The 17620-nt window shown below is 67.5% G+C and carries 18 protein-coding genes; 10 read left to right on the top strand and 8 right to left on the bottom strand.

Features of this window, described 5'->3' with window-relative positions:
* Positions 1-29: 29 nt before the first annotated feature.
* The gene (glpK, locus tag ACWF82_RS26755) at positions 30-1538 is read right to left on the bottom strand and encodes a glycerol kinase GlpK (protein ID WP_452505492.1); all 1509 of its coding nucleotides are present in this window, start codon (positions 1536-1538) and stop codon (positions 30-32) included.
* Positions 1539-1551: 13 nt separating this feature from the next.
* Positions 1552-2304 (bottom strand): IclR family transcriptional regulator, encoded by a 753-nt coding sequence (locus ACWF82_RS26750; RefSeq protein WP_452505490.1) that lies wholly within the window; start codon positions 2302-2304, stop codon positions 1552-1554.
* A gap of 115 nt (positions 2305-2419) precedes the next feature.
* On the opposite strand from ACWF82_RS26750, the gene glpK (ACWF82_RS26745) reads away from it, so the two are divergent.
* The 9 genes from glpK (ACWF82_RS26745) (at position 2420) to ACWF82_RS26705 (ending at position 12092) form a co-directional block, all read left to right on the top strand.
* Positions 2420-3937, top strand: coding sequence for a glycerol kinase GlpK (gene glpK, locus ACWF82_RS26745; RefSeq protein WP_452505488.1), 1518 nt, complete (start codon positions 2420-2422; stop codon positions 3935-3937).
* On the top strand, positions 3937-5640 hold the full coding sequence (locus ACWF82_RS26740) for a glycerol-3-phosphate dehydrogenase/oxidase (protein ID WP_452505486.1): 1704 nt from the start codon (positions 3937-3939) through the stop codon (positions 5638-5640). Before glpK (ACWF82_RS26745) ends, ACWF82_RS26740 begins: the two co-directional genes overlap by 1 nt.
* A gap of 93 nt (positions 5641-5733) precedes the next feature.
* A complete protein-coding gene (locus ACWF82_RS26735) occupies positions 5734-6372 on the top strand; it encodes a TetR/AcrR family transcriptional regulator (protein ID WP_452505484.1) in 639 nt (212 codons plus the stop codon).
* 126 nt (positions 6373-6498) lie between these two features.
* Positions 6499-7248 carry an SDR family oxidoreductase gene (locus ACWF82_RS26730; protein WP_452505481.1) on the top strand — a complete coding sequence of 250 codons (750 nt, stop codon included), beginning with the start codon at positions 6499-6501 and terminating at the stop codon, positions 7246-7248.
* Positions 7249-7381: 133 nt separating this feature from the next.
* Positions 7382-8599 (top strand): lipid-transfer protein, encoded by a 1218-nt coding sequence (locus tag ACWF82_RS26725; RefSeq protein WP_452505479.1) that lies wholly within the window; start codon positions 7382-7384, stop codon positions 8597-8599.
* 20 nt (positions 8600-8619) lie between these two features.
* Entirely contained in the window at positions 8620-9054 is a 435-nt protein-coding gene (locus ACWF82_RS26720; protein ID WP_452505477.1) for a type II toxin-antitoxin system Rv0910 family toxin, read from the top strand.
* A 9-nt stretch (positions 9055-9063) separates the two neighbouring features.
* On the top strand, positions 9064-9939 hold the full coding sequence (locus ACWF82_RS26715) for a MaoC/PaaZ C-terminal domain-containing protein (RefSeq protein WP_452505475.1): 876 nt from the start codon (positions 9064-9066) through the stop codon (positions 9937-9939).
* 25 nt (positions 9940-9964) lie between these two features.
* Positions 9965-10846 carry an SDR family oxidoreductase gene (locus ACWF82_RS26710; protein WP_452505473.1) on the top strand — a complete coding sequence of 294 codons (882 nt, stop codon included), beginning with the start codon at positions 9965-9967 and terminating at the stop codon, positions 10844-10846.
* Between the two features lie 13 nt (positions 10847-10859).
* The gene (locus tag ACWF82_RS26705; RefSeq protein WP_452505471.1) at positions 10860-12092 is read left to right on the top strand and encodes an acyl-CoA dehydrogenase family protein; all 1233 of its coding nucleotides are present in this window, start codon (positions 10860-10862) and stop codon (positions 12090-12092) included.
* 53 nt (positions 12093-12145) lie between these two features.
* On the opposite strand, the gene ACWF82_RS26700 is transcribed toward ACWF82_RS26705, so the two are convergent.
* Positions 12146-13000 carry an alpha/beta fold hydrolase gene (locus ACWF82_RS26700; protein WP_452505469.1) on the bottom strand — a complete coding sequence of 285 codons (855 nt, stop codon included), beginning with the start codon at positions 12998-13000 and terminating at the stop codon, positions 12146-12148.
* A gap of 71 nt (positions 13001-13071) precedes the next feature.
* Between ACWF82_RS26700 and ACWF82_RS26695 the strand changes: the two genes are divergently transcribed.
* On the top strand, positions 13072-13851 hold the full coding sequence (locus tag ACWF82_RS26695) for an exodeoxyribonuclease III (RefSeq protein ID WP_452505467.1): 780 nt from the start codon (positions 13072-13074) through the stop codon (positions 13849-13851).
* A gap of 318 nt (positions 13852-14169) precedes the next feature.
* Here the strand turns inward: ACWF82_RS26695 and ACWF82_RS26690 are convergent, their stop codons facing one another.
* The 5 genes from ACWF82_RS26690 to ACWF82_RS26670 form a co-directional block, all read right to left on the bottom strand.
* On the bottom strand, positions 14170-15000 hold the full coding sequence (locus ACWF82_RS26690; RefSeq protein ID WP_452505465.1) for a helix-turn-helix domain-containing protein: 831 nt from the start codon (positions 14998-15000) through the stop codon (positions 14170-14172).
* The gene (locus tag ACWF82_RS26685) at positions 15001-15522 is read right to left on the bottom strand and encodes a DUF6879 family protein (RefSeq protein ID WP_452505463.1); all 522 of its coding nucleotides are present in this window, start codon (positions 15520-15522) and stop codon (positions 15001-15003) included.
* The gene (locus ACWF82_RS26680; RefSeq protein ID WP_452505461.1) at positions 15500-15838 is read right to left on the bottom strand and encodes a hypothetical protein; all 339 of its coding nucleotides are present in this window, start codon (positions 15836-15838) and stop codon (positions 15500-15502) included. Before ACWF82_RS26680 ends, ACWF82_RS26685 begins: the two co-directional genes overlap by 23 nt.
* A 617-nt stretch (positions 15839-16455) precedes the next feature.
* Positions 16456-16782 (bottom strand): divalent-cation tolerance protein CutA, encoded by a 327-nt coding sequence (gene cutA, locus ACWF82_RS26675; protein WP_378849269.1) that lies wholly within the window; start codon positions 16780-16782, stop codon positions 16456-16458.
* Entirely contained in the window at positions 16764-17393 is a 630-nt protein-coding gene (locus ACWF82_RS26670; protein ID WP_452505459.1) for a helix-turn-helix transcriptional regulator, read from the bottom strand. Before ACWF82_RS26670 ends, cutA begins: the two co-directional genes overlap by 19 nt.
* Positions 17394-17620: the final 227 nt, after the last annotated feature.

Below are 17620 nucleotides of genomic sequence, written 5' to 3'. Positions count from 1 at the left end.
CGGCGCACCCTCATTCGTGAACGATTGGTCTAGTTTGCGGCCGACCCGCCACCGGCGGGCCGCGCCCAGCCGACGCTGAGCTGCACCGCCCGCTGCCACCGCTCGTACTCCTCGTCGCGGACGGACCGATCGGCCTGCGGCACCCATTGCGCGGCCACCCGCCAATTGCGCCGCAGCCCTTGCAGATCCGGCCAGTACCCCACCGCCAGCCCGGCCGCGTAGGCCGCGCCGAGCGAGACCGTCTCGGTCACCAGCGGACGCATCACCGGAACACCGAGCACATCGGCGATGATCTGCATGAGCAGATTGTTCGCGGCCATCCCGCCCGCGACGCGCAACGACTGCGCCCGCAACCCGGCATCGGCGTTCATGGCCTCGACGACATCGCGGGTCTGCCAGGCGGTGGCCTCCAGCACCGCGCGGGCCAGGTGGCCCTTGGTGACATACGAGGTCAGCCCGATCAGCAGCCCGCGCGCGTCACTGCGCCAGTGCGGCGCGTAGAGCCCGGAGAACGCGGGAACCAGGTAGCAGCCGCCGTTGTCGTCGACCGTGTCGGCGAGTGTCTCGATCTCGGGCGCGGTGGCGATCAGGCCGACGATGTCGCGCAGCCACTGCACCAGCGACCCGGTGACCGCGATCGGGCCTTCCAGCGCGTACACCGGCTCGGGTCCGACCTGGTAGCCGATGGTGGTGAGCAGCCCGTGTTCGGATCGGATCAGGTCGGCGCCGGTGTTCATCATCAGGAATCCACCGGTGCCGTAGGTGCATTCGGTCTCGCCGGGCGCGAAACAGGTCTGGCCGAACAGGGCCGCGTGCTGGTCGCCGAGGGCCGCGCCGATCCGGACGCCGGGCGCGACCGTGCGCGCGGTCCCGAAATCGCCGGTCGACGGTTCGATACGGGGCAGCATCGCCCGCGGAATATCGAAGAACCGCAACAGTTCCTCGTCCCACTGCCTGGTGGCCAGGTTCATCAGCAGGGTGCGGCCCGCATTGGTGACATCGGTGACATGGATGCCGGTGAGATTCCAGATCAGCCAGGACTCCATGGTCCCGAACAGCACCTCGCCGCGTTCGGCGCGCGACCGCAACCCGTCGACATGGTCGAGCAGCCAGCGCAGTCGCGGCGCCGCGAAGTAGGTGGCCAGCGGCAGCCCACTCAGCTCCGTGATCCGGTGCGCGCCAGGCGCTTTCCGCAGCCGCTCGACGAGCGCCTCGGTACGGATGTCCTGCCAGACGATGGCGGGCCGCACCGGCACCCCGGTCTCGCGATCCCACACCACGGTGGTCTCGCGCTGGTTGGCGATCCCGATCGCCGCCACCTGCGCGACGGTGATCCCGGCATCGCGCAGCGCGGCGGGCACGATCCGCTCGACGGTCCGCCAGATCTCGAGCGCATCCTGCTCCACCCAGCCAGAGCGCGGATAGCGCTGGCGGTGCGCGCGCTGAGCCAACCCCACCAGCCGCGCGTGCCGGTCGAACACGATGCATCGGGTCGAGGTGGTGCCCTGATCCAGGGCGAGCACATACCGTTGCGTCACCGGAGTCTCCCGTTCATTGCGCCACCCCCAGATCGCGGTGCACGGCCTGCGCGGCCGCGCGCACCTGCTCGACAGCGGCGGGCCGGATCTGTAACCGGTTGTCGCACAGCCGATCCGTCGGCCCCGAGATCCCGATGGCAGCCACCACCAGACCTCCTCTGGCCCGGATCGGCGCGGCCACGCCCGCCTCGCCGGTCCGATACTCCTCGACCTCACTTGCCCAGCCGGTCCGCCGAACCTCGGCGATCGCCCGGTCCAGCGCCGCCCGCTCGACGATAGTGCGCCGCGTAAAAGCTTGCAGCGCACCGAGATCCGTCGTGGCGTCGTAGGCCAGCAGCACCTTGCCCAGCGCGGTGGCGTGCGCGGGCAGCACCTCGCCGACGGCGAGTACCTGCTCGGTGTTGTCGGGCCGGAAGACGTGGTGCACCACCGTCACCCCGGCAGGCCGCGCCACCGCCATCCGCACCGATTCCCCGGTCCGCGATGCCAGCGCGTCGGCCCGGTGGATCGCCCGCGAACGCAGCTCGTTGACGTCGAGATGGTCGCTGCCGAGCTCGCCCAGCGCGGGCCCGAGCAGATACCGGCCCGTCGCCGGATCCTGGTCGACGAAGCCCACCCCCAGCAGCGTCCGCAGGATGCCGTGCGCGGTGGGTTTGGCCAGGTCGAGCGCGGCGGCGACCTCACCGACCGCCATCGGCCCCGACCCGCGCGCGAGCAGACGCAGCACGGCCGCGGCTCGCTCGATCGACTGGATCGGACCCGGCACCGCCCGAACCTATCAGCCAACCGTTCAGCATTGTCGAACGGCGGCCGTGGCGGCCGGGTCACGCCGTTTCTAGCGTGGGTTCCGGGCTCGATGGTGAGTCCTCGAAAGGACCACGATGAATCGGTATGTGGGCGCGATCGACCAGGGCACGACCTCGACGCGTTTCATGGTTTTCGACCGGAACGGCGCCGTCGTCGCCCGGCATCAGCTCGAACACGAGCAGATCATGCCGCGCGCGGGCTGGGTCGAACACAATCCGGACGAGATCTGGGAACGCACGCGCACCGTCGTCAAGACCGCGCTCGCGACGGCCGATCTCACCGCCGCCGACCTGGCCGCGATCGGCGTCACCAATCAGCGCGAGACCACCATCGTGTGGAACCGCCGCACCGGCCGCCCGTACTACAACGCGATCGTCTGGCAGGACACCCGCACCGATCGCATCATCGCCGCGCTGGAGGCGGCCGGGCACAGCGAGCTCATCCGCGACAAGACCGGACTCCCGCCCGCCCCCTACTTCTCGGGCGGCAAGCTGCGCTGGATCCTCGACAATGTCGAGGGTGTGCGCGCCGACGCCGAACGCGGTGACGCCCTGTTCGGCACCCTCGACACCTGGCTGATCTGGAATCTCACCGGCGGCATCCGCGGCGGCGTGCACGTCACCGACCCCACCAACGCCTCGCGCACCATGCTGATGGACCTGGAGACACTGCGCTGGGACGACGAACTCCTGCGCATCTTCGACATCCCGCGCGCCATGCTGCCCGCCATCGCGCCGTCGTCGAACCCGGCCGGATTCGGCACGACCAATCCCGACGGCCCGTTCAAGGGCGCGGTGCCGATCGCGGGCGTCCTCGGCGACCAGCAGGCCGCCGGTGTCGGCCAGGTCTGCTTCCAGCCGGGCGAGGCCAAGAACACCTACGGCACCGGCAATTTCCTGATGCTCAACACCGGTGCCGACATCGTGCGCTCGACGCACGGCCTGATCACCACCGTCGCCTACCAGTTCGGCGACGACAAGCCCGTCTACGCACTGGAGGGTTCGATCGCGGTCACCGGCTCGGCCGTGCAGTGGCTGCGCGACCAGCTCGGCATCATCGCGGGCGCCGCGCAGATCGAGGACCTGGCCGAACAGGTCGAGGACTCCGGCGGCGTGTACTTCGTGCCCGCCTTCTCCGGGCTGTTCGCGCCGTACTGGCGACCCGACGCGCGCGGCGCGGTCGTGGGCCTGTCGCGCTACAGCAACAATGCCCACTTGGCCAGGGCGACACTGGAATCCATCGCCTACCAGACCCGCGACGTGGTCGAGGCCATGCAGCGAGACTCCGGCGTCCAGCTGGCGACCCTGCGCGTCGACGGCGGCGTGACCATGAACAAGCTGGCCATGCAGATCCAGGCCGATCTGCTCGGTGTCCCGGTCTCGCGGCCGGTGGTCGCCGAGACCACCGCACTCGGCGCCGCCTACGCGGCAGGCCTGGCGGTCGGGGTCTGGAACTCCACCGACGAACTGCTCGCGAACTGGCACGAAGACGTCCGCTGGTTCCCCACCTGGTCCGACGAGCAGCGCGAACGCGGCTACCGCCGCTGGCTCAAGGCCGTCGAACGCACCCTCGACTGGGCCGAAATCGACTGATGAACACCGACAAGGAGCAAGCCGTGTCCGTTTCCCTGGACCCCACCTACCGCGCCGAGGCGATCGCGGCGCTCGGCGACAGCGAGATCGACGTGCTGGTGATCGGCGGAGGTGTCACCGGCGCCGGTGCCGCGCTCGATGCCGCCTCGCGCGGGCTGTCGGTGACCCTCGTCGAGGCTCGCGATTTCGCCGCCGGTACCTCGAGCCGCTCGTCCAAGCTCATCCACGGCGGCCTGCGCTACCTGGAGCAGATGGACTTCGCGCTGGTCCGGGAAGCCCTGAAAGAGCGTGGGCTGCTGCTGAATACGCTCGCCCCGCACCTGGTGCACCCGGTGCCGTTCCTGTTCCCGTTGCAGCACCGCGTGTGGGAGCGCGCCTACATCGGCGCTGGCATCGCCCTCTACGACACCCTCGGCGGCGCGCGCACCGTGCCCATGCACAAGCACCTGACCCGCACCGGCGCACTGGAACTCGCGCCCGCGCTGCGCTCCGACGCCATGACCGGCGCCATCCGCTACTACGACGCCCAGGTCGACGACGCCCGCCACACCATGATGATCGCCAGGACCGCCGCCGACCGTGGCGCGACCGTGCTGACCCGCACCAAGGTCACCGGGCTCGTCCGCGAGGGTGAGCAGGTCGTCGGCGCCCACGTGGTCGACCTGGAAACCGGTGCCGCCCACACGATCCGGGCCCGCAGCGTGATCAGCGCGACCGGTGTGTGGACCGACGACATGATCAAGATGACCGGCGTCGACTTCCCGTTCCACGTCCAGATGTCGAAGGGCGTGCACATCCTGGTGCCGCGCGACCGGCTCGACCTGCACACCGGCCTGATCATGCGCACGGAGAAGTCGGTGCTGTTCGTGATCCCGTGGGCCGAGCACTGGATCATCGGCACCACCGACACCGCGTGGTCGCTGGACAAGAACCACCCGACGGCCACCGCCGCCGACGTGCAGTACATCCTCGACCACGTCAACGCGGTGTTGCGGGAGCCGCTGACCAGGGCCGACATCGTCGGCACCTACGCCGGACTGCGCCCGCTGATGACGGGTGCGACCAAGGAGACCGCCAAGCTCTCGCGCGAGCACGCCGTCGCCGAGCCCGCGCCGGGCCTGTACGTCATCGCGGGCGGCAAGTACACCACCTACCGGGTGATGGCCGCCGACGTGGTCGACGCCGTCACCGCCCGCCTCGGCGGCGACATCCCCGCCTCGGACACCGCGCAGCTGCCGATCGTCGGCGCGGAGGGCTACCGCGAAATGCTGGCCGCGGCGGACGCATTGGCCGCCACGGTGGATCTGCCCGTCGAGGTCGTCGAGCATCTGCTCGGCCGCTACGGCGCGCTGACCACCGACATCTTCGCCCTCTTCGGCGCCGATCACGCACTGCGCCAGCCGATTCCGGGCGCGCCGGATTACCTCGCCGCCGAGGCCGTCTACGCGGTCACCCACGAGGGCGCGCTGCACCTCGACGACCTGCTCACCCGCCGCACCCGCATCTCCATCGAGGTCCCCGATCGCGGCCTCGCCGCCGCGCCGGAGATCGCCCGCCTGATCGCGCCGCTGCTCGGCTGGGACGACGAGACCACCAACGCCGAGATCAACCGCTACTACGACCGGGTGCACGCCGAACTCGCCGCCAACGAGGCGAGCGACGACGAGTCGGCCAACACCGCCCGCTTGGTCGCTGTGCGGTGATCGGATGCCGCCACCATCGCTCCCGGCGGGTGCCGGGGGCGGAGGGACCTACCGCTTACCTTCAGGGCTGTATGTAAGCGGTAGGATCGGCCGATGACCAGCACCGCAGCCGACAAGCCGCCGCGGCGGACGCAGGAGCAGCGCAGCAGCGAGATGCGCACGCGCCTGCTCGACGCGACCATCGACTGCTTGGTCGAATATGGATACGCGGGCACCACGACGCCCCGGGTCGCCGAACTCGCCGGCGTTACCCGCGGCGCGCAAGTGCACCATTTCGGCTCCAAGCACGATCTGGTGGTCGCCGCGATCAAGCATCTGGCCGAGCGGCGGGTTGCGGCAGCGATGAGCGAGATGCCGCAGGTCAGGGTGGGTGACGATCCGGTCGGCGCCGCGCTCGAGTTCCTGTGGGACCTGCACCAGGGACCGCTGTTCATCGCGACGGTGGAGCTGTGGGTGGCGGGCCGGACCGATCCGGTGCTGGCCGCCGCCATGGAGGAGGTCGAACCGCTGGTCAACACCGCGGTACTGCGGGCGGTGGCCGATCTGGTTCCGGATGATCTGCGCCGCAAGGGCGCCCGCGATTTCACCTACACCGCGATGGACGCGCTGCGCGGGATCCTCGTCGCCAATTTCGTCGTCCCCGACCCGGAACGCGCGCACCGCCGCTGGCACCGCGCCATGGTGGACCTGCGTGCCGCGGCGTCTGCGGTGATCGCGGCAAGTCCCCGTTGATCGCGAGCGCCGCGGTCCGCTGCGCGTCGGCGGTGAGCGGTTCCGCTGGTGGGTGTCGGATGACTAGCGTGAGCGCATGGAATCGCACATCGAGCCCCTACGGGCACCAGCATCGGCGGTCGTGTCGTGAGCCGGGGCACCATCGTGATCACCGGAGCCAGCTCCGGCCTCGGCGCGGAGATGGCCCGCCAGTTCGCCGCCATCGGCTATGACCTCGGTCTGTGCGCGCGCCGCACCGAACGGCTCGAGGAACTGCGCGCGGAGATCCTCGCCGCGCATCCCGACCGCGTCGTCTCGGTGCGACAGCTCGACGTCACCGACGACGCCGCCGTGTTCACCGTCTTCGACGAGTTCGCGGCCGAATTCGGCGCCGTCGACCGCGTGGTGGTGAACGCGGGCCTCGGCAAGGGTGCGCCACTGGGCACCGGCCGCCACGACGCCAATCGTGAGACCGCGATGGTGAATTTCCTCGCCGCACTGGCCCAGACCGAGGCGGCGATGAAGATCTTCCGCGCCCAGGGCAACGGCCACCTGGTGATGATCTCCTCGATCTCCGGCCTGCGCGGCATGCCCAAGACGCTGACCACCTACGCCGCCACCAAGGCCGGCGTCGCCGCACTCGCCGAGGGCCTGCGCGCGGAAGCCGTTCCCGGCGTCGACGTCTCGGTGATCTATCCCGGCTACATCCGCTCGGAGATGAACGACCGGATCAAGCACGAGCCGAAGCTGATGGTCGACACCGAAACCGGCGTCCGGTCCATGGTCGCCGCCATCGAGAAGCGCCGCGCCAAGGCCTACGTCCCGGACTGGCCCTGGATCCCGATCGGCTTCGCCCTGCGCACCCTCCCCCTCCCGCTGGTCCGCAAACTCCTCTGACGGCAAACCCGGCGCCGCCACGCCCTCGGGGAGAGCTGTCGCGCGGCTCGACGGTGACCTGAGTCACGAAATCCCATTGTGAAGATACATTCAGGGCTGTATGTTTATGGCCAGGCGTGAGGATGGGAGTTCAATGGCGAACAAGGTCTACGTGGTCGGCGTCGGGATGACGAAGTTCGAGAAGCCGGGCCGCAAGCAGGTCGAGGAGGCCGACGGGACCACCCGGGCCTGGGATTATCCGGACATGGCCCGCGAGGCGGGGACCAAGGCGCTGGCCGACGCCGGCATCGACTACCGCGAGGTGGAACAGGCCTACGTCGGCTACGTCTACGGCGAGTCGACCTCGGGGCAGCGCGCGGTCTACGAGCTGGGGATGACCGGGATCCCGGTGGTCAATGTCAACAACAACTGCTCCACCGGATCCACCGCGCTCTACCTCGCGGCACAGGCGATCCGGGGCGGGCTGGCCGAGTGCACGCTGGCGCTGGGCTTCGAGAAGATGCAGCCGGGCTCGCTCGGCTCCACCTGGGACGACCGTGAGCAGCCGATGGGCAAGCACGTGATGGCGCTGGCGGAGATCTCCGAGGTGCTGTTCCCGGTGGCGCCGTGGATGTTCGGCGCGGCCGGCCGCGAACATATGAAGCGCTACGGCACCACCGCCGAGCACTTCGCCAAGATCGGCTACAAGAACCACAAGCACTCGGTGAACAACCCGTATTCGCAATTCCAGGACGAGTATTCGCTCGACGACATCCTCGGCTCGCGGATGATCTACGACCCGCTCACCAAACTGCAGTGCTCGCCGACCTCCGACGGCTCGGGCGCCGCGATCCTGGCGAGCGAGGCGTTCGTCGACCGGCACGACCTGTCGGCTCAGGCAGTCGAGATCGTCGGGCAGGCGATGACCACCGACTTCGCCTCGACCTTCGACGGCACCGCCAAGAACCTGATCGGCTACGACATGAACGTCGTTGCCGCGCACAAGGTCTACGAGCAGGCGGGGCTCGGTGCCGAGGACTTCCAGGTGATCGAGCTGCACGACTGCTTCTCCGCCAACGAACTGCTGCTCTACGAGGCGCTCGGCCTGTGCGGCGAGGGTGAGGCCGGGAAGCTCATCGACGCGGGCCAGACCACCTACGGCGGCAAGTGGGTGGTCAACCCGTCAGGCGGCCTGATCTCCAAGGGGCATCCGCTCGGGGCGACCGGCCTGGCCCAGTGCTCCGAACTCACCTGGCAGCTGCGCGGCACCGCGGGAAAACGCCAGGTCGGCGACGTCACCGCGGCCCTGCAGCACAATATCGGCCTCGGCGGCGCCGCCGTGGTCACCGCCTACCAGCGCGCGGTGCGCTGACCCGCACGAGGAGTACCGCAATGGGACATATCGAAGCCACCAAGACCGTCACCGCCACTCCCGAAGCGCTCTGGGCCGTCGTCTCGGACCCGCAGACCTGGGACAAGTGGTTCACCATCCACGAGAAGTTCATGGAGGAGCCGCCCGCCGTGCTGGTCGAGGGCGCCGGGCTGGTCGCCAAGATCGTCATGCTCGGCATGGCGAACAAGATGGAATGGACGGTCAAGGCCGTCGAGGTGCCGAACCGGCTCACCCTCACGGGCGCCGGAATGGCCGGTGTGCGTACCGAATTCACCTTCGACATCAAGCCCGATGGCTCCGGCAGCGTCATCCTGGTGTCCGGCGACTTCGAAGGCGCGCTGATCAAGGGCGCGCTGGGCAAGGCGGTGGAGAAGGACGGCCGCACCCAGCTGGACAAGTCCCTCGACCAGCTCGACGCGCTGGCCTCGGCGTAGGGCGCCGGGATGACAGCGCAGGCATCGGGACGCGTCGTCGAGTTCGACGACGCGGGCCTGGAAACGTGGAGCGACGCAGAGCGATTCGCGGTCACCGCGGACCGGATCGCCGAATACGCCGCGGCGACCAATGATCCGATCGAGGCGCACCGCACCGGCGAGGTCGCGCCGCCGGTCTTCGCCATCGTGCCGGTGTTCGAGGCCATGATGATGCCCGTCATCGACGTGGCGCCGATGGACATCTTCGGCCGGGTCGTGCACGGCGAGCAGGACTTCCACTTCCACCGGCCGATCCGGCCCGGCGAGGAGCTGGTCTCGCGGGCCAAGGCGGTCGGCTACACCAGCAAGTCCACCGGAACGACCATCACCATCCTGGTCGAATGCCGTGACGCCGCAGGCGAACTGGTGAACGAGCAGTACCTCACCGCCTTCTTCCGCAATATCGACGCGGGCAAGTCGGTGGGGGAGCAGGCGCCGTCGCACCGGTTCGACGAGAGTCTGCGGGCGAGTGCGCCGTCGGCGGTCGTCGACCATCACGTCGACGACGACCAGACCTTCCGGTACTCGCCCGCCTCGGGCGATCCCGTGCCGCTGCACCTCGACGAGCAGGTCGCCAAGGACGCCGGACTGCCCGGCATCATCGCGCACGGCCTGTGCACCATGGCGATGGCCTCCTGGGGCGTGCTCACCGCGACCGCCGGGTCGGATGTGCATCGGCTGCGGCGCTTCGCGGTGCGCTTCGCCAAGCTCGTGTTCCCCGGTGACGACCTAAAGACCCGGATCTGGCCCGTCACCAGCGCCGACGGCGTCACCACCTACGCGTTCGAGACGGTGCGCGGCGAGGATGTCGTGCTCAGCGACGGCCTCGCCGTGATCGCCGACTGACCAACTTCACATACAGGAGTCACCCATGAGTTCCCTGGCAGGCAAGGTCGCCGTGATCACCGGCGCGGGCCGCGGCATCGGCCGCGAGCACGCGCTGTTGTTCGCGCGGGAAGGCGCGAAGGTCGTCGTCAACGACCTCGGCGGCAGCAATGCGGGCGAAGGCGCCGACGTCGGTCCGGCGCAACAGGTCGCCGACGAGATCCGGGCCGCGGGCGGCGACGCGGTCGCCAATACCGACAACATCGCGACCTGGGACGGCGCGCAGAACCTGATCGACCAGGCGGTCGCGGAGTTCGGTGGGCTCGACATCGTGGTCAACAACGCGGGCATCCTGCGCGATGTCTTCGTCGCCGCGATGGACGAAGCCCAGTGGGACGCGGTGATCGCCGTGCATCTCAAGGGGCACGCGGCCGTGCTGCACCACGCGGCCGCCTACTGGAAGGCGCAGAGCAAGGCGGGCAATCAGCCCAACGCGGCCGTCATCAATACCGCGTCGGCCTCGGGTGTCACGCTGCCCAACGCGGGCCAGGCCAACTACGGCGCGGCCAAGGCGGGGATCGCCGCGCTCACCCAGGTCGCGGCCGAGGAACTGGGCCGCTACGGCGTCCGGGTCAACGCCATCGCGCCGATCGCCCGCACCCGGCTCACCCTGGCCACCCCCGGCATGGGTGAGATGTTCGCCGCCGAGGCCGCCGCGGCCGAGGAATCCGGCGGGTTCGACGCCTTCAGCCCGGCCAATATCTCGCCGCTGGTCGCCTACCTGGCCTCGGACAAGTGCCCCATCACCGGCAAGGTGTTCGCGGTGCAGGGCGGGGCCATCTCCGAGCTGGCCGGCTGGCATGACGTGAAGACCATCGAGACCGAAGGGCCGTGGGCGATCGACGACATCGCCGTGCGGCTGCCCTGAGCGGGAGACGACGATGATCGAATGGTCCGAAACCGATCTGATGATCCGCGATGCCGTGCGGACCTTCATCGACAAGGAGGTGCGCCCGCATCTGGACGCCCTCGACAGCGGTGAGATGCTGCCGTACCCGATCCTGCGGAAACTGTTCAGCCAGTTCGGGATCGATGCGATGGGCGAGGACGCCGTCGCCAAGATGCTCGCCAAGGAAGCCGCGGGGCCGGGGGAGAAGTCCGGTGGCGGCGGTGGGTCGCCGTTCGCCGGGCAGCAGTCGATGATGGCGGTGCTGATCAGCGAACTGTCCGGTGTCTGTATGGGTTTGGTGTCCGCGCTCGGGGTGAGCATCGGGCTGGGCGCCACCACCATCATGTCGCGGGGCACCCTCGCGCAGAAACAGCGCTGGCTCGCCGACATCGTCACGCTGCGCAAGGTGGCGTCCTGGGCGATCACCGAACCCGATTCCGGCTCGGACGCGTTCGGCGGCATGAAGACTCGCGTCGAACGCGACGGCGACGACTACATCCTCAATGGGCAGAAGACCTTCATCACCAACGGCCCGTGCGCCGACGTGATGATCGTCTACGCCAAGCTCGACGAGGGCGACGGCGCCGACAAACGCCACCGCAAGGTGCTCACCTTCGTGCTGGACAAGGGCATGGAGGGCCTCACCCAGGGCAAGCCGTTCAAGAAGATGGGCCTGCACTCCTCGCCGACCGGCGAACTGTTCTTCGACAATGTCCGGCTCGGCCGCGACCGGCTGCTCGGCGAGACCGAGGAACATCGCGGCGGAGACGGACGCGAAAGCGCCAGAGCCAGTTTCACCGCCGAACGGGTCGGCGTCGGCTTCATGGCGCTGGGAATCATCGAGGAATGCCACCGGCTCTGCGTCGACTACGCGCGCAACCGCACGCTGTGGGGTCAGGAGATCGGGCGTTTCCAGCTGATCCAGCTCAAGCTGGCCAAGATGGAGATCGCCAGGATCAATGTGCAGAACATGGTGTTCAACGTGCTCGAGCGGGGCAAAGCGGGTAAGCCGCCGAGCCTGGCCGAAGCGTCGGCGATGAAGCTCTACTGTTCCGAGGCGGCCACCGAGGTGGCGATGGAGGCGGTGCAGCTGTTCGGTGGCAACGGCTATATGAGCGAGTACCGGGTGGAGCAGCTCGCCCGCGACGCGAAGTCGCTGATGATCTACGCGGGCAGCAACGAGATCCAGGTGACCCACATCGCCAAGGGACTGCTCGGCAGGTAGGCGCGACAGGGCCCGGCCGCGAATGCTGTTCGCGCGGCCGGGTTCTCGTGTGTTCAGATCGCGCGCAGGTGCCCGCGGCTGGCGTAGATGTGCTCGGCGATGAGCGTCGCGATGCGGTCCGGCGCCTCCAGCATCGGCACGTGGCCGACGCCGTGCACCAGGATGCGGTCGGCGGATTCGGGGAGTTCGCGCAGGTAGCGGGTGGCGTAGACGCGGTTGGGGATGATCCGGTCGTACTCGGCGAGCAGCATGCGCACTGGGGTGGTGAGCTCGCCGAGGTCGTCCATGCCAGGGGCGCGAAGGCTGCCGAGGATCAGCGGGATCATCGCGTCGCAGTGCAGCACGGCCGTGATGGTGGTCGCCAGGTCGCGGCGCGAGACGGCGCCGGTGTTCTTGGCCAGCAGTAACGCGGCCACGTACTGGATGAGCGGATTGTTGATCGCCACCCCGCCGAGCAGCTTGCCGATCTCGACGAACGGGATCATCGAGGCGAACTTCAAGCCGACCCTGACCTGGCTGATCGAGGGTGAGGCCCAGCCGCCCGCCGCGGCCACGGTGGTCAGGGTGCGGGCACGGCCACGTCGCGCCAGCTCGAGGCCCACCCAGCCGCCTAGCGAATTTCCGGCGATATGGCAGGTGCGCCAGCCCAGCGCGTCGAGCTGGTCCTCGATCTGATCGGCCAGCGCGTAGACGTCCAGCAACCAGCCCTCGACCTTGGGACCACCCCAGTGCCCGGCGAAGGCAGGGGCATAAACCTCGCAATTCGACGACATTCGCCGCGCGACCTGCTCCCAACAGTGCGGCGACAACATGAACCCGTGCAGCAGCAGGACCGGGTCACCGGACCCGAGATGCAATGCCTTGACAGGCGCGGCGGGGACGGTGGACTTGGCGGTGCGTGACGTCATCGTCATTCACCCCTTCCTGGACGACAGTGTCCGGGGGGAGCATTCCTGACTAGCCATTGTACGGTCGTTCGGTGCCGATAATCCTCTCGACTGTGAACGTCAACGGCGTGCGCGCCGCCGCGACCAAGGGCATGTTGTCGTGGCTGGACGCGACCGAAGCCGACATCGTGTGCCTGCAGGAGACCAGGGCGACCGACGCGCAGGTCGCTACCGCGCTCGCGCCCGCGCTCGACGCCGGGTGGGTGCTCTCGCACGCGGAACCGGAGTCGAAGGGGCGAGCCGGTGTCGGGATTCTGTCGCGGCGCGCGCCCGACGCGGTGCGGATCGGGTTCGGTAGCAGTGAGTTCGCCGCGTCGGGGCGCTATCTCGAGGCCGACTTCGGCGAGGTCACCGTCGCGAGCGTGTACGTGCACTCGGGCGAGGAGAACACCCCGAAGCAGGACGAGAAATACCGGTTCATGGCCGAGCTGGGCGCCTACCTGAAGACGCGCACCGGGGAGTTCGTGGTGAGCGGGGACTGGAATATCGCACCCGCCGAGGTCGACCTCAAGAACTGGAAGGGCAACCAGAAATCGGCAGGCTTCCTCCCCGAGGAACGCGCCTGGATCGCCGACCTGCTGACCGCGGGCTACGTCGACGTGGTCCGCGCCCTGCACCCCGACGTCGCCGGCCCCTACAGCTGGTGGTCCTACCGCGGCCGCGCCTTCGACAACGACTCCGGCTGGCGCATCGACTACCAGCTCGCCCTCGGCGACCTGCCTTCCCGCGCCAAGCAGGCCGTCGTCGAACGCGCCGCCGCCTACGACCAGCGCTGGTCCGACCACGCTCCCGTGACCGTGCAGTACCGGTGAATCTCTTCGGCCATTTCCCGCCTCTCAGGCTTGCTCAGATCGACCAATGGTCTGCTCAACCACCCAAGCTGGGCTTAGCCGATGGGGGCCAGTGCCCGGGGTGCGCGCGAGTGATCACGCGCACTGGCCCGTTCCTGCACCAGCCGACGAGCGGCGGCAAGGGGATGCAGGCGGTGACGAACGCGGACAAATCGTTGCGGTACAACCGTAATCCGATGTCTTGACCGTAGGTGTTCATCATCGCTAAGACCTGGTGGTGTGGGTCGTTCCGATTCCGGCGGCGGTGTGGTTCGACCTTGCTCAGATCAACCACGGCTGCTAGGGGTATCCGGCCAGACAGGCGCGGATGATGGCCCGCGCTGGTTCCCCCGTCACGGACGACTCAGCCAGTTCAGCGAACAGCCGGGAGTAGGTGTCAATCTCCCGGGGCTGAGTAACCGACAGCTCTGCGGTAGGTGTCTCCACCAGGACTAGCCGGGAATCGAACATGACGAAGTTCGTTGACTGCATCGGCATCGGCCGGTTCGTCGGGATGATCCCGAGCAGCACTCTGGGGAGTCCTGAGACCGCCAGCAGCCTGTCTAGCTGACCTCTGTGGACACCAGGACCACCAACCGGGTTGTAGATGGCATGTTCGGTCACGACGACGTGAAATCGCCTGTCTCCCCGGTACAGCCACTGTTGCCGCTCCAGTCGTTTCGCCACTCCCGCGTCTACATCGTCGGGGATGCCGTAGAACCGCACTGCACGCCGGAATATCTGCTCCGCGTACTCAGGTGTCTGGAAGATGCCGGGGATGATCTGCGGTTCGTACACCCGCTGTAGCCGGGTTTCCTCAGCAAGGGTCACCGATCGTTCTTGGCGTCTCTTGGTGCCCGTCGCGAGTACCCGTCGCCATTCGACGTAGGCAGCCTCAATACCTCTCAGGGTGGCTATCAGGTCTGGCAACTGGTCTTCGGTGCATGTGTGGCGGGTGTAGGCGCGTAGGTCCGGTTCGGTGGGTGATCGGTCACCGTTCTCGATCTTGGAGACTTTCGACTCGTGCCACCCGGAAAGCTGGGCCAACCGTCGTCCGGTCAGCCCAGCATCCTTCCGCATCTCACGGAGTCGCCTACCAAGCGACTCCCGAGCTTGCCGAGGTGAAGTCACCTACGAACCCGCGTACTGATCGAACGGAGTTGCCAACTTCCACAACCGGTTTCGGTGACCAATGGCGTACTCGACCAAGCCAGGGTCATCGGTAACGACCATGGCAAGACCACGGTTCTCGGCATCCCTGGCATGGAACGCCACCCGTTCGTCATCGAACAGCCAGTAATCCTCTGTCGGCACCTGTCCGGCAAGGTGTCGAGCCAGATAGCGGATGTCTTCACCGGCAGTGAGGTTCTCCGGCGTCAACGTCAGCAGCCACCGTTGATAGTCGCTGAGCGGTTCAGTCACTACCCGCACGCGGCGCACTGTCACGCCGCGACTTGCGCTGTCCTGCATGAGCGTTCGCCAAGGATCGAACCAAGTTGTGTCGGCGGGTTCACCGGCGAGGAACTGACGCAACGGCTCAGACTCGGACGCGACCGCGTATGCGTCCAGGGTCTCGAGGTGGAACGCTTCCCGCTTGCACTCAGCGAACAGCGAACCCCAGAGGTCTGGTTCATTGTTGAGCCGCAGCAGCATTCCCGTAGAACCTCCGTGTGTGCTTGGGAACCTCGATCGCTGATTCGTCGTCGGCGAGGTTCATCTGTGCCAGCGTCTCAGGGTCGTTGATCGGTCGACCGGTGAGGGTGAACGTTCCGCGTCCTGTGTCGGCGAGCTGAGTGCCTACGTAGGTGTCCGGCTCAGCGAACCCCAACAGCAAATGCGGAATCTCGACCGTATCCGCGCTGCCGGTTGTCCAGCCTTGTACCGCGTAGGTGTCCTGATCTGTCGCGTACAGCGTTGGGCATTCGCCCGTTCCTGAACCGCCGTTGCCCAGGAATTTGAGTTTCAACATGGCCTGTACCCCCGTCTAAAGGTTTGGCGTTGTTTGGCGTGTTCGTTTTCCAGTGTCACCCAGTTCAGCTGCCTATGGGGCAGCTAGAAACCAACTTGGGCAAGTTCGGTCAAGTTCGTTCCGCGCATGGGTTTCCGGTTCGTAGGTTCGTCTCAACGCTCCCGGCGGGTGAACGGAAGAGTCCTCGCCGGGAGCGGAACCCACCCAGCGCCATCAGGAGGCCGCGATGCTCCCGCAGCGGACGCCCAAGACGAAACGTCCCAACCCGATCCAGGTTGCCCCGCCAACGATCATTCGTCGTCTGCTGGAAGCTCTCGACAAGTGGGAGCCGAAGCGTGATGCCGCATGAGCGATGCAATCAGAGTTCGACTGGACGCTGTGACAAACCGCGCCCGGTTGCGGTCCATGTCGGTCCGGCGGGCACCTGAGCCGCCGTACGGATGGGAGCTGTCGTCTCCGTACCGGGTTGTCTGCACTGGATCACTGGACAACCTGGAAGCGTGGTTGACCGCAGTGGAGGAACGTGACCGAACTGCGCCGGTTCCAGAACCGATCGGTGATCGAGCGGACTTCTGATGACTGCCGGAATACTGATCGCGTTTGGAATTCCGCTCAGATCAGCCAATGGTCTGTTCGACCACCCAATCCGCATACCCCGGGTGTGCACCGGTAAGCGGCACAGCCAACACCTGGGGAGTGTCGTACGGGTGTTCGTCGTCCGCTCGGCGAATGATCGCGTCGACCAGTGACGCACGGGTGTGGATCAACACCAGCGCTTCGGCGTCGTCCTGGACTTCACCGTTCCACGAGTAGATCGAACGCACCGCCGGGACGATGTTCCCGCACGCGGCCAGCCGGTCTGCCACCAGACGTCGGGTGAACTCGGCTAGCCACTCTGCGGTTTCAGCGGTAATCGTGACGGTGACTAGAGACTCTTCGGCCATGCGGTCAAGTTTCCATCAGTGGCCCTGAGTAGGTCTATCAACGGTTCTGCGAGCCGCTGGTGCCGAACGATCGCGCCCCATCCACGAATCACGAGCCCGGCAGCGGACTGGCCCACCCACGAACCGGCCAGCGCGAGCCCTTGCGGGTGCAGCGCGAAGTACAACGATCCTTTGGACCTCACCGCGCCCTCGGTCGCGACGTACCAGCCCATCAGAGATTCGTTGTCCCACAACCGAAGCTCGCCACGCCAGGTGTACGAACCTTCGTCTACCGGACGGGCGCGGGCTCCGTCCAGCTCGAGGAACGAACCGTCTTGCACCATCCCCAGTTCGTGTAGGTCTACCCGCTCGCCGGTGTCTCCCCATGTCTGCCAAGCGGCCCACCAATCGCCGGACAGGTCGAGCGTGCGGGATGCACGCCCGGCTAGTTCATTGACGGAGACACCGAGGACATCGGCGAGCTTGGTGCCGGTGATGAGGTCCGGCGTCAACTCGCCGGACTCGTATCTACTGATCGTTTTCTGATCCACCCCGACAAGCCGCCCGAGAGCGGCTTGGGACATGTCCAGCTGCTTCCGGCGACGCCGGATCACATCGCCTGTCGTGTTCATGGTTCCAGCGTATTTCAGGCGCATATGTCTAGCGTAGGCGGTTTCGCCTCGCTTGGAGCAGAATCGTGGACAGCACCCCGGCGCCCGGTGGAGGGGCCCTGAGCGTCGGGTGTGCGGCCAAACAACGCACCGGAGGGGACCCCGTGCCACTGCCGAAACGCACACCGAAACCGAAGCGGCTGGAACCGATCACCGTCGCACCGCCCGAGGTAGTCCGACGCCTGCTG

The organism is Nocardia sp. NPDC055053, assembly GCF_053608285.1.
Note: the sequence above shows the minus strand (reverse complement) of the source record. Positions and strands in the feature narration are given on the sequence as shown.